This is a genomic window from Paenibacillus marchantiae (genome assembly GCF_028771845.1).
Taxonomy (GTDB): domain Bacteria; phylum Bacillota; class Bacilli; order Paenibacillales; family Paenibacillaceae; genus Paenibacillus; species Paenibacillus marchantiae.
Map to the genome: position 1 here is coordinate 4618001 of NZ_CP118270.1, position 13082 is coordinate 4631082.

Consider the following 13082-nt stretch of genomic DNA (forward strand, 5'->3'; position numbering starts at 1 on the left):
CCCGCCATGCCTGAGCATGAGCTAGGATACTCTTTTGTTAGTTCAACCGTTATTCTACTTGGACGCATCCAACTTCAATGCAGTTACCATCTTACGGAACACATCCGTATTATCGAGATAACCGGAGAACAGGCGGGACCCGGGTCCCGAGGCATTGATTGGCACATCGTCGAATGTGTGGACTTCCTGGCCTTCATCATGAGGCAAGTTACCCGTGTAGTGAACACCGTCCGGATCTTTGTCCGGGTTAGCGATATACCATGTTTTGTCCTTCACGTTAGGGTCCTGAATGGTAGGGCTGATTGGTACCGGATTAGCAAGATAGTCCTCATTGTTATCCGGCATATTGCCCCAGCCAACAGCAATCTTCCACTCGGAATCCGGATTATCCGGGAAGCCATCTCCGTTTGCATCCACATACGTCGGGAACTTGGAATCAGCATATGTGCCGATCAATTCACGGAGTTCGTCGCCCGATTTACCTTTGGCGGCTTCCGTGTTATAAGTTCCATTGAGAGTAAGGGAATGACCATGGTCGGATGTGACGATAACGAGCGTATCCGGGTGTTTCTTCGCATATTCCTTAACCCGACCAACCGTTTGATCGAATTCAATTGCATCCCATACGGAACGTTCAAAATCCATCGTGTGAGCCTGTTTATCAATTGATGCACCTTCGACCATCAGGAAAAATCCATTCTTGTTCTGTTCCAGCACCTGAAGGGCTGTGTCGGTCATTTCCATCAACGTTGGCTGATCGGTATCCTTGCCCACAATTTCTGCATTGTTAGGTTGAGTATACTCCCGGTCATAATATACGTTCATGTTGCCTTTGCGGAATAATCCAAGCAATGATTTGGTAGAGGCAGACTTGTCCAGATTCGTTGCATCTGTAACATAGGTATATCCTTCTTTTTTGAACTCCTCCACAATATTGCGTCCATCTTTGCGTTTTCCGCCATCAGCTGCTGGAAGGAACCACTCCAGTCCACCGCCCAGAATTACATCCGGTCGATTGGCTTCATTCAGATACATGCCGGCGATCGCTTCTTGCTCTCCGCGCTTACGTGTATGTACAGCCATCGCAGCAGGTGTCGCATCTGTCACATCCGCAGTCGTTACAAGGCCGGTAGCCATGCCACGTGTCCGTTTCACCAGCTCAACGATGTTTTCCACCTTCGGATCGTCAAAAGGGTCTGGTGTATTGTCTGGGTAGACACCCTCGGCATTTACAGCTGTTTTGTGACCGGTTGCATAAGCGGAAGCACTATTGGCGGAATCGGTAACGATGGAATCCATGCCAGACGTGGTGACCATGCCCATGGCGTCCATTTGTTCCATCTCCAGCCAACCCTTGAATTTGCCTTCGTTAATACCCTTGGATACAACACGTGCGGCGGTACGAATATTGGCACTCATGCCATCGCCGATCATCAGAACGACATTTTTGGCTTGCTCACCGTTTGTCAGTGTGGCTGTGTCTTTGGAAGGATCGAACACTTGGTATACGACCCGTGAATATGTACGCTTGCCTGTAGCAGTTGTCTCGGCGGTTACCACAATGGAATCGCTCTCTTTGAAGGCAACATCCCGTATGGTGTATTCTGTACTCAGGTCGGTGCTGGTTGTCCATGTTCCGGACTTGCCGAAGTATTTGTCCGGTGACAAACCATTAACCTGGATTTTAATGTCTTTCGAATTCAGCTTGGCACCGTTCAGCTCAACCCGGAAATCCAGCTTTTGGCCTGCGAGAATCTGAGCACGGTCGATAGGTAAAATGGTAAATGCGGCCTGGGCCGTCTGTAGCTGGGCAGATACGGGTTCAGCGTTGACCTGCCAGGGCACTGCTGTGATCGCAACAGCCGCGCTGAGTAGTAGAGCATTCCATTTCATAGCATGATGGCTTTTCAATGTACATACCTCCGGAATCAAAAATTGTTGTTCTATTTGGAAGTATATCGCTGAATGATTAACTGAGCGTAAGAGAAAAGTTAAACCGTACGCAAGAAGATGCATATATTTGTTAGTAAAACGTAAAAAAAACTGCGCATTCGGTACATTTGTTAACGAAATAGCCTGTATGCATCATTTCGTTGTCATAGGACACGGATTGACTGTGTAGTGTAGAATTATATAATAAAAGAAGCATATCCTTGTTATTCTACAGAAGAAGGTGGAGGTGAACGCATTGGGAAGTTGAAACTGCATATGAGCGGCAGAATGGCAAATATCCTACATTTTCGAAGGAGGTGGACCTATTTGCCGAAGAATGACGGCGAATAGGATGATAATTTGAGTGACCCCTTACCGAGTATATTAAATTTATTTTTAATTGCTTTGCTTGTATTGATGAATGGTTTCTTTGTCTCGGCAGAATTCGCGATGGTCAAAGTTCGTGGTAGCCGGATTGAAGCTTTGGTGGAAACAGGTAATAAAAATGCGATTTATGCTTCCAATATTGTACGCAACATGGATGCTTATCTATCCGCGTGTCAATTGGGCATAACGCTCGCTTCACTTGGACTCGGTTGGCTAGGAGAGCCAGCGATTGCTCACCTGTTAGAGCCCATGTTTACTGCGTTTGGAATGGGGCCGGTATACGTACACGGTATTTCCATTGCGATTGCTTTTGTTATTATTACGATTTTGCATATTGTACTCGGGGAACTTGCTCCCAAGACGATGGCCATCCGCAAATCAGAGACGATCACGTTATGGTCTGCGGCGTTGCTTACGTTCTTTTACAAATTAATGTATCCCTTTATATGGGCATTGAATGGTATGGCGAACAGCCTGCTGAGAGTGTTTCGCATGGCACCGGCCTCGGAGCATGACTCAGCGCATAGTGAAGATGAAATACGCATTCTGATGAAAGAAAGCAATAAGAGCGGTTTAATTGACAATACTGAATTGGCACTTGTTGATAATATATTTGATTTTACGGCAACAACCGCCCGTGAAATTATGATTCCGCGGACGGAAATGATCTGCCTGAATGCCAATCAGTCCATGCTGGAAAATCTGGAAATTGCCAGTGAAAGCATGCGTACCCGTTATCCGGTTTATAACGGTGACAAAGACCATATTATCGGTTTTATTCACATTAAAGACCTGATGCGATCTCAGCTTACAGATACCATCTCGGTGATTCGGCCGATTCTCGCAGTACCCGATTCCACTCCCATCAGTGACCTGCTCAAGCGGATGCAACGTAGCAAGACACAGATTGCCATCCTGATTGATGAGTACGGAGGAACCTCCGGCCTTGTAACGCTTGAAGACATCATGGAAGAGATTGTGGGCGAGATTCAGGACGAATTTGACCAAGAGCGTCCATCAATTGAGAAAGTGGATGAGATGGAATATTCCATTGACGGCCTCATGCTGATTGAAGAGGTTAGTGAACGCTTTGGGCTGGATATGGACCGGGCAGATTATGATACGATTGGCGGCTGGTTATACTCCAGAGTAGAGGCCATCCCACCAGAAGTGGGGCAATCGGTAGAGTATGGTGGATATGTCTTTGTTATTCAAGAGACCGAACATAAGCGGATTTCACGTGTGAATGTGATTAAGCTGGAACTGATGGTTGAAGGCGAAGGAGCCTGATTCAAGGTATTATTTTTGGAGACAGGAGATCCGGTCTATTGAGAAGCCGTACGGTGGAATATTTCACTGTGCGGCTTTTTGTTTACCCTATAATCGTAGCATGCACGGCTGCAAACAGGGTATAATGGAACGACTTTGCAAGATAGGAGAGGTTGAGATTGAGCTATCGCATTGAGGTTGGATTTACGTCTGTATTTGAATTCATGGCTAGTTTGCATACATATATTTGCCGAAAATCGCATAAAAAGATTGATTTATCCATAGCCTGGGCGCTAGAAACAGAAGGACAGCTAACTCCTGAGCTTGCTGCTGTCTTGCAAAATATGAACGTGGATGATGATTGGAAATGGATGTATCTGCTTGTCTGTTTGCAAGTGGAAGCGGAGGAGCCGGAGGATTTTATTGAATGGTTCAGCCAACGAACAGTGCTTGAACTCCATGACATTTTTAGTCGGTACAGCTTCCCGTATACAGATGATATCGCTGCTTTCCAGACTAAGATGACCTATGTCTTAACCGGGTGGAATGAGCAATATTTTCGCTTGCTTGATCCCGTAATCTTACAACATCTGCGCCAGGAGGTTCTGAACCGCAAGGAACAGTTAAGTCAATCTCCCCAGGAAAAAGTACTCGACGATGCGACCAACGGTTTGATGTTCCGTGACATAAAGGGGTTGGAGAGACTGCTGCTTGTACCACAATTTCATTTTCAGCCGCTAAATGTCATCCTGCATTTTGGGGATACTCTGCTGTGCCATTATTCCTCCAGATTGTATATGGGAGACCATGAGTATATTCCGACCCATCATTTGCGTGTGATTCGCAGCTTGGGAGAGAAGAACCGACTGAAAATCATGCGTTTTCTGCATCAGGGACCGCGTTCGTTCATAGAAATTGTTCGTCACTTGAAGCTCTCCAAAGGAATTACTCATGACCATCTTTCCAAGCTTCGTGGAGCAGGGTTGGTCTATGCTCATTTTGAAGGAGAGAGCCTGGTTGAGTATTCACTTCGTCTTCATGCACTGGAGCAAATTTTACCGAATGTCATGAATTATTTGGAGCAATAACGTTTATCAAAATGTGGTTTTTAGAAAAAAAGTATTCCTCTGATGCAGCCGTATGTTTGTTGTGGACGAACTGAAATTTATTCAGGAAATCCGCGCAAAACATACGGCTATTTTATCGCTTTAAAGTGGATATTAATGGGTTTAATATAAATATTTTTTTGTGGTTCTCTATTTACAGAACCGAATGAGGTTCTTATAATAGGGCTTATCGAACTTATACCTTACTAATTTCATAGGAATTATATATATTCTGGATTATTTCGGGAATTAGGAACGGCTGAGCGAGAAAAATATGGATCATTTATGAATTGGGGAGGATTTTATGAGAGTGAAAGGTTTATCTGTGGCATCGTTAATTATCAGTAGTGCAATTGTGTTATCGGCATGTGCTGGAGGTGGGGGAGCAGAGACCACTACTGCTGGAAGCGGGACAACGAATCCGGGTACACAAGCCACTCCGGTTTCAGCAGCACTGGATGCACCATTTCAGGCGACGGACTTGAATCAATTACCTGAGACGGCAAAAAAACGGACGGATACGGTGATTGTGGGACTTACGGATCCCAGCGGGGCTTTCACACCGTACTTCCATCAGAGCGGATATGATGGCAACGTTGCTTCATTGCTATTTGCTTCACTTGTGACCGTAGATGAGAAGGGATTGCCTGTTCCTGATCTCGCTGAAAGCTGGGATGTGTCCGACGATCAGCGTACATACACGTTTCATCTGAGAAAAGATTCCAAGTTCAGTGACGGCTCCACGCTCACCGCAGATGATATTGCTTTTACATGGACCATTCTGCATGACAAGTCGTATGACGGTGGATTCGATATTTTCTCCACCAAGGTGAAAGGCGGCAAAGCGTATACCGAAGGAAAGGCAGATCACATTGAGGGTATTAAGGTCATTGATTCGTTAACGATCTCGGTCACGCTGGAACAACCCAACGCAACTGCTCTGCTTACATTGGGCTCTGAAGTGTTGTCCAAAGCCTACTACGGCAAAGACTATCAATTCGGAAAGCTCGAATACATTAAAAATCTTCATGCAACACCTGTAGGCAATGGTCCTTATAAACTCGAAAAGTTCATTCCGGGTCAGGAAGTCCGATTCGTTGCCAATGAATTCTACTACAAGGGCAAACCGAAAACCGAGCATTTCATATATAAAACATCGGAAGGAGACACCTGGCAGTTTATTGAGACCGGAGAGATCGACTTCACTTCGTTCACGGCTACCCAGGAGAATATTGATAAGCTGAAAAATATCCCATACCTCAACCTTCTGCCTTACACACCAAGTACATACGGATATTTACAGCTCAATCTGGAACATGAACAGCTTCAGGAAAAAGAAGTACGGCAAGCCATTACCTATGGCCTGGATCGTCAGTCCATCTATGTAGATGCCAACCAAGGGGCAGGCGCTGTTGCTAACATCCCGACTTCACCTATTTCCTGGTCATATACGGAAGAAGGTATTAATCCATATGCCTATGATCCGGACAAAGCCAATCAATTGCTGGACGACGCAGGCTGGGTGCCTGGAGCGGATGGCATCCGTGAGAAAAACGGGAAGAAGTTGTCCCTGCATTTCCTCGGAACGAAGAGTCCGGCCACGGATATCTTCATTGCGGTGGCCAAAGAAAACTTCGAGGCGATTGGCGTGCAGTTCCAGCCTGAAGTCTTCGCGGATTTCAACTCACTTGTCTCCAAAGTGGAGGGCGGCGATTACGACGTGGCTTCCTTCTCCACACCGATGCTAACGGATCCTTCAGACGGGGTAATGCAATTTGTGGATGGTGAGCTGAAAGGGTACGACAATCCCAAAGTGAAAGAGCTGTACAACAAAGGTCTGGCTACGACAGACATAGAGGAACGCAAAGCAGTATACAAAGAGTTGTACCAGTTGCTCAACGATGAGCTGCCTGTCATTTTCACCAGTTACAAAAAAACAGTCTATGCCTATAACGGTCGGATCGATGGGCTCTCTGTCAGTCCATACCGCGGGATTGCAACCAGCTTGCCGGAATGGTCTCTGAAATAAGCGGTGGTATGAATCAAGAAACATCCATACCGAAATAAACAAAACGTCCCTTGTGTTTGCGATGTCGCAGATGCAGGGGACGCATTGATAAGGAGCCTGATATGAGCACTTACATTGTGAAACGGATGACATACATGGTTCTTATTTTGCTGGCCGCTTCCGTTCTGATTTTCAGCCTGTATGCACTTACTCCTGGAGATTACATCTCCAGCAACATTAAGCTGAGTCCTGAGCGCAAGGCCGAACTGCGCGAATTATACGGACTGGACAAGCCCGTTATCGAACGGTATCTCATCTGGATGAAAAATGCTGTACACGGGGACTTCGGATATTCATTGGCACAACAAAAGCCAGTGCTCTCGCTGTTCAACGAATATATCTGGAATTCATTTCTGTTAGCTGCGGTGACTACGTTCCTGACCTGGTTTATCGCGGTTATTATCGGTGTGATCGCTGCCTATAAGCAGTACTCGTGGTTCGATACCTTCGTGATGATAGGCATATTTGCAGCCATGTCCGTGCCATCCTTCTTTATCGGATTGTTTTTGATTAAACTGCTGGCGGTTGACTTAAAATGGTTGCCTCCAGGCGGCATGATGACTACAGGAAGTAATGCCACCGGTCTGGCCTATGTCAAAGAGGTGATTCAGCACATGACCTTGCCTGTAATTGTCATGACCCTGCTTGGGGTAGGCTCACTTACCCGTTACTTCCGCAGCAACATGATTGATGTGATCAAGCAGGATTATATTCGAACAGCGCGAGCCAAGGGTTTAAAAGAAAGCAAAGTGTTGTATACCCATGCCTTGCGCAATGCTCTTTTACCTGCAATTACACTGATTGGATTCGAGCTGCCGTCCTTATTCGGCGGTTCACTGATTATTGAGAAAATATTCAGCTGGCCCGGTATCGGCCAGTTATATATGCAGTCCTTCTCACTGCGTGATTATCCGCTGCTGATGGGCTTTACCATGTTTATCGCCATCCTGACCGTCATTGGAACGCTACTGTCTGATGTGCTCTATCACATCGCAGATCCGCGTGTCCGTTTGCAATAGGGGGCTATGAAAATGACAATCTCTTCATCGTCTGTAACGAGAAATGCCGCAGAAGCTGCCTTACCTTTAAAGGTTCCTACCAAGTCTTCTTTATGGAAATTGTCGCTCCGAAGACTGCTCAAGAACAAACTTGCCGTTGGCGGATTCATCGTGGTTTTGTTGATGTTTGTGGCTTGTTTCATTGGACCGCTGTTCTCACCTTATACCGATAACAAGATCAATATGGCGGCGATGAAACAAGGTCCAGGCATTCATCATTGGCTTGGTACAGATGCGCTTGGTAGGGATGTGCTTACCCGTGTGCTGATGGCTGGTCGTATCTCGCTCACTGTTGGTTTGGCTTCCATGGTTCTATCCGTATTTATCGGCTCCTTGCTTGGAGCCATCGCCGGATATTATCGTGGCATTGTTGATCAGGTCATTATGCGGATTGCCGACTTGCTGCTTACGATTCCGGGATTGCCGCTGCTGTTCATTTTCGGCGCGTTGTTATCGGATTGGAAAGTTCCGCCGGATTCCAGAATGTATATCGTCATGTTGATGCTCAGCTTTGTCAATTGGCCCGGTATGGCCCGAATGGTACGGGGACAGATGTTAAGCTTGCGAGAACGTGAGTTCATGCAGGCTGCTGTTGTTCTTGGCTTGCGTGACCGTCGCAAACTGTTTCACCATCTTCTACCCAATATTGTCCCGCTTCTCATCGTCATGGCGACTCTGAATATCGGAGGGTCCATTCTCAGCGAATCGGTACTTAGCTTTTTTGGACTGGGTGTCATGCCGCCAACGCCTACATGGGGCAATATGATCGATGCGGCCAACAACATGATTGATTTTCAACAGCATCCGTGGTTATGGATTCCGCCAGGGCTGTCCATTTTCGTGACCGTTATTGCGATTAACATTTTTGGTGATGGTCTTCGAGACGTATTAGATCCCAAACAGAAGAGAAGGTGAGCACGCCTCATGCAAAATATGATTGAAATTGAACAACTTGAAACTCATTTTTACTCGGAAGAAGGCAATGTCAAAGCCGTCGACGGCGTAAGCCTGAATGTGCGTGAAGGGGAGACGGTGTGCATCGTTGGTGAATCAGGTTGCGGCAAAAGTGTAACCGCCATGTCGATTATGGGATTGATTGAAGAACCGGCTGGCAAGGTAGTAGGAGGTGTGATCCGTTTTGATGGACGGGATCTGCTCCGTGAAAGTAAATCTTCGCTGCGTGCCATCCGGGGCAATGACATCTCCATGATTTTTCAGGAACCGATGTCCTCGTTGAATCCCGTGCTGAAGATCGGTGAGCAATTGATGGAGCCGCTGATTGTACACTTGAAAATGAGTAAAAAGAAGGCTCGTGCCAGAGCGGTGGAGCTGATTGCCGAAGTTGGTATTTCACGACCGGAACAGATTGCAAACAGCTATCCGCACGAACTGAGTGGAGGTATGCTGCAGCGCATTATGATTGCCATTGCCATCTCATGTAACCCGAAACTGTTAATCGCGGATGAACCAACCACCGCACTGGATGTGACCATTCAAGCGCAGATATTGGATATGTTACAACATATCAAGTCCCAGTCAGGAACCTCCATTCTGATGATCACGCATGACCTTGGTGTTGTAGCCGAAATGGCGGATTATGTCGTTGTAATGTATGCAGGCAAAGTGGTGGAAGAGGGGGAAGTTGTGCAATTGTTTGAGTCTCCCAAACATCCATATACCCAGGGATTGCTTCGCTCCAAGCCCATTATCAATCAAAGGCAGGACGAATTGTATTCAATACCCGGACATGTACCTGAACCACTATCCTTAAAAGATTCCTGTCATTTTGCTGATCGTTGTGAGCACTGTATGTCGATATGCACCACGCAAATGCCTACGTTGAAGCAGCTTGGGCCCGGACAGAAGGCTGCATGCTGGCTGTATGAGGAGGCATTGAGTCATGTCTGAACCTCTATTGGAAATTGAACATCTCAAAACCTATTTTCCAGTGCGCAAAGGCTTATTGAATCGTACAGTAGCCCATGTGAAAGCAGTCGATGATATCAGCATCACAATCCATGAAGGCGAGACGTTTGGATTAGTGGGTGAATCCGGAAGTGGCAAGAGCACCGTTGGAAGAACGATCGTGCGATTAACGGAAAAAACGGAAGGACAGATTCGTTTTCAAGGTGTTGACTTGCATCAGTTATCAATGCAGGAAGTGCGGAAGATCCGTCCGCAGCTTCAACTTATTTTCCAGGATCCCTACAGTTCACTGAACCCGCGCATTCGCATTGGTGATGCGATCGGGGAGGCTGTATTGGATCACGGGTTGGCTACCGCAAGCGAGGTTCGTGATCTCGTCAAGGAGGTACTCGGAGCCTGCGGATTGTCATCTTATCATATTGATCGTTTTCCCCATGAGTTCTCTGGTGGTCAGCGACAGCGGATTGGGATTGCGCGAGCTTTGATCTTAAATCCGAAACTGATTATCGCAGATGAACCGGTATCAGCACTGGACGTGTCTATTCAGGCTCAGATTATCAACCTGTTCAGACGACTTCAGCAAGAGCGTGGCCTTGCTTACTTGTTTATTTCGCATGATCTGAGTGTGGTGGAACATCTGTGTGACCGCATTGGAGTGATGTATCTGGGCTCCATGGTCGAGACGGCCTCCAGAGATGAGTTATTCGGCAATCCACTGCATCCGTATACGAAAGCGCTGCTATCAGCTGTACCTGTGCCGATTCCCAAATTGAAACGGGAACGAATTGTGCTTAAAGGGGATATCCCCAGTCCGGTGAATCCACCAACTGGATGCAAGTTCCATACACGTTGTCCATGGGCAGAAGATATCTGCAAGCAGCAAATTCCAGCGTATCGGAACGTTGGAGCGGATCATTTTGTAGCCTGTCATTTGGTCTGAGGCATGTGAGAATAATTTCATATCAACGTTATCTTATGGATACGGAATGGAATTATTTAGGTTTCATCCAGTCAGTATGTATTTACCCGATGATGCATCAGAGAACCAAAAGACGCTGCCGACATGTAAGTCGGAGCGTCTTTTATTTTTTTGAAACCTTCTAACCACTACATCCGTTTAATACTTACACAAAATCAAATTTGGAAAATGAAGGGTGGATACGTATGCGGAAATTAAGAATAACGTCCATGCTGAAAGTCATGATTGTTGCAGCACTAACGGCACCCATAATTCTTGCGCTACCAACCGAAGAGGTTGCTGTTGCCAGTCCAAGTATCCAGCCTCACGCGCTTACTCCACCGCCACCGCCTTTGGAACCAAGTATTCATGCACTGACTTCCCCAAAATATATTTATCAGGCAGAGGGGACGGTTACACCTGGAGGGGGGCTGACTGCGGTTGTAAATACAACAACAACAACTTTCTCGGAAATGAAATCGCTGCAAGTCGATTATCGACTTGAACGCTGGACGGGATCGGCCTGGATACTCTATCAATCCGGTTCCAAGAAGAAATCGCAAACGCAGACCCTGAATGCCCAATCGAGCTGGACCGTGATAACCGGCTATTACTATCGAGTCGTCAGTCTTCACACGGCCGATGATGGGGTCAAGCCTGAGACGACAACACATATTTCAAGCAACGTATTATTTTAATTTACTTGCGAGTACTACCTGGAAATTTTTGTTCCTGCAGGTCGTTGGCAATGGCAGTCATCTCTTCTTCCGAGACGGTTCCGAATAAGCTCATATTGACAGAACCCATCATCCATTGAAAGGTGTTATAGGGGGGACCGAGGTACATAAATGCATCGCTGCCATCAGCCAATTTGACGATACTTGTTTCGCGTAGCATGGGCCCCTCAATGATCTGACCAGGCGAAACATAGGCATAATCAAACTGAATGACTTCTTCTTCACCATTTTTGCCTTCGCCGCTATAACGAACCCTCATTCGTTGAGATTCGTAATAATCTTCCGGATTGACGGGATTGAGGGTATCCAGCATGAGCTCAAATTTGATCTTTGTAAACCGCTCGGGAATCGCTTTTGATAACAAAAAATCACCCATAAATCCCGAGCGTGCTATTTCCTTGGTTACAACAATAGGTTCAAGTAAATGTGATGTCTCATAGAAGGGGAGAACAATATCTTCATCCTCTTCTGGTTCGTCTCCAGAATAGAATTTGGGAGCTTCATTAACTCCTCGTTCAGGAGGTGGAGGCGTCTTGGCAGTCGACGGATCGGCGCCTAGTTGGGTGGTACGATCCTCAATAACAATGGATTTCATCCCATTGCCCCAGTCCTTGATTGATTGTACAAAAGGGGAGACGGCTTGCGTCCCGGTTGGCATACTGAAGATGACGGCGCCGATGGTCACGGACGCAGCAACAATGACGGACAAACGTATGGTGCGCATTCTTTTCTTGCGTACGCCAACCCGGTCAATCTCCTTTTGAACTTGGAGCCAGGATTGGCGCATGGATTCGGTGTTGGAAGCAGGGGTGGCAGATACAGCCTGATGGAAGGCTTCGTCAAAAGCCATATCAAACGCGGCATCGAAAAAATCGTCTTCCAGCTCTGAATCGAATGAATCAATATGCTTATCGGACTTGCCTTTGCTCAATGCTTCCACCCCATTCCTTATGTAATTTCTTCTTGATACTTCCGCGGGCTCTGAACAAACGTTGCTTCACAATTTCTTCGGATGTATCAAGCAGATCGGCCATTTCCCGATAGGAAAGACCCTCTTTCCAGCGCAGCTCCACGAGTACACGGTATTCCGGCTTAAGCTGTTCCAGATAGAACTCGATGGATTCCTGCATCATTTGAGTCTCCACCGTGCTCTCCACGGAAGCTGCCGTCTGATTAATTGTCTCCATATCTATAAAAACACTATCCGTATCCAGTTGGTTACGGTTATTTTTATTTTTTCTCAGATAATTAATGGCGGTATTCCGTGTGACAACCTTCAGCCAGGCTTTCAGCTTGACTTCGTTGTCAAAGAGAGGTTTGTTTTTAATGATTTTGATAAAAGCTTCCTGAATGATATCTTCTGCTGCAGCACGTTCTTTGATGATGTAAACGATGAGACCATGTACCATATTATAGTATTCGTAGTACACTTCTTCTTGAAGCTGAGGGCCCAAATTATGGAAATCTGAGGCTAAGAGTAATTGGAGCCGATTGGCCATGATGTTCTCCTTTCTGGTGAACAATCCACAAACATTGGTATCATTTCATTTTACAACATTATATGGAAGCGATACAATGGGAGGTTAGTCCGACAGAAGCAGAAAAAGTATAGCCGAAATAGAGAGAGGCCGCCTCACTAAC

11 protein-coding genes are annotated in these 13082 nt (G+C 46.4%); 8 read left to right on the forward strand and 3 right to left on the reverse strand.

The window, feature by feature from the left end; genetic code table 11:
* Nucleotides 1-54 precede the first annotated feature (54 nt).
* Complete coding sequence (locus PTQ21_RS20965; protein WP_211754037.1) at nt 55-1911, reverse strand: alkaline phosphatase; 1857 nt, start codon at nt 1909-1911, stop codon at nt 55-57.
* Between the two features lie 438 nt (nt 1912-2349).
* On the opposite strand from PTQ21_RS20965, the gene PTQ21_RS20970 reads away from it, so the two are divergent.
* The 8 genes from PTQ21_RS20970 to PTQ21_RS21005 all read left to right on the forward strand — a co-directional run bounded on the left by PTQ21_RS20970 (nt 2350) and on the right by PTQ21_RS21005 (nt 11402).
* Nucleotides 2350-3609 (forward strand): hemolysin family protein, encoded by a 1260-nt coding sequence (locus tag PTQ21_RS20970; RefSeq protein WP_240321333.1) that lies wholly within the window; start codon nt 2350-2352, stop codon nt 3607-3609.
* A gap of 158 nt (nt 3610-3767) precedes the next feature.
* The gene (locus tag PTQ21_RS20975) at nt 3768-4676 is read left to right on the forward strand and encodes an ArsR/SmtB family transcription factor (RefSeq protein WP_244552079.1); all 909 of its coding nucleotides are present in this window, start codon (nt 3768-3770) and stop codon (nt 4674-4676) included.
* 322 nt (nt 4677-4998) lie between these two features.
* On the forward strand, nt 4999-6723 hold the full coding sequence (locus PTQ21_RS20980) for an ABC transporter substrate-binding protein (RefSeq protein WP_274567010.1): 1725 nt from the start codon (nt 4999-5001) through the stop codon (nt 6721-6723).
* A gap of 101 nt (nt 6724-6824) precedes the next feature.
* Nucleotides 6825-7781: an ABC transporter permease gene (locus PTQ21_RS20985; protein ID WP_063563946.1), complete on the forward strand. Its 957-nt coding sequence runs from the start codon at nt 6825-6827 to the stop codon at nt 7779-7781.
* Nucleotides 7782-7793: 12 nt separating this feature from the next.
* Entirely contained in the window at nt 7794-8735 is a 942-nt protein-coding gene (gene opp4C, locus PTQ21_RS20990) for an oligopeptide ABC transporter permease (protein WP_063563945.1), read from the forward strand.
* A gap of 9 nt (nt 8736-8744) precedes the next feature.
* The gene (locus PTQ21_RS20995) at nt 8745-9728 is read left to right on the forward strand and encodes an ABC transporter ATP-binding protein (RefSeq protein WP_274567011.1); all 984 of its coding nucleotides are present in this window, start codon (nt 8745-8747) and stop codon (nt 9726-9728) included.
* Entirely contained in the window at nt 9721-10686 is a 966-nt protein-coding gene (locus PTQ21_RS21000) for an ABC transporter ATP-binding protein (protein WP_076288624.1), read from the forward strand. The genes PTQ21_RS20995 and PTQ21_RS21000 overlap by 8 nt, the downstream gene beginning before the upstream one ends.
* Nucleotides 10687-10910: 224 nt before the next feature.
* Entirely contained in the window at nt 10911-11402 is a 492-nt protein-coding gene (locus PTQ21_RS21005; protein WP_274567013.1) for a hypothetical protein, read from the forward strand.
* 1 nt (nt 11403) lies between these two features.
* On the opposite strand, the gene PTQ21_RS21010 is transcribed toward PTQ21_RS21005, so the two are convergent.
* Together PTQ21_RS21010 and PTQ21_RS21015 are read right to left on the reverse strand one after the other, a co-directional pair.
* On the reverse strand, nt 11404-12372 hold the full coding sequence (locus tag PTQ21_RS21010; protein ID WP_274567014.1) for a hypothetical protein: 969 nt from the start codon (nt 12370-12372) through the stop codon (nt 11404-11406).
* Nucleotides 12350-12940 (reverse strand): RNA polymerase sigma factor, encoded by a 591-nt coding sequence (locus tag PTQ21_RS21015; protein WP_063563940.1) that lies wholly within the window; start codon nt 12938-12940, stop codon nt 12350-12352. Before PTQ21_RS21015 ends, PTQ21_RS21010 begins: the two co-directional genes overlap by 23 nt.
* Between the last annotated feature and the right edge of the window lie 142 nt (nt 12941-13082).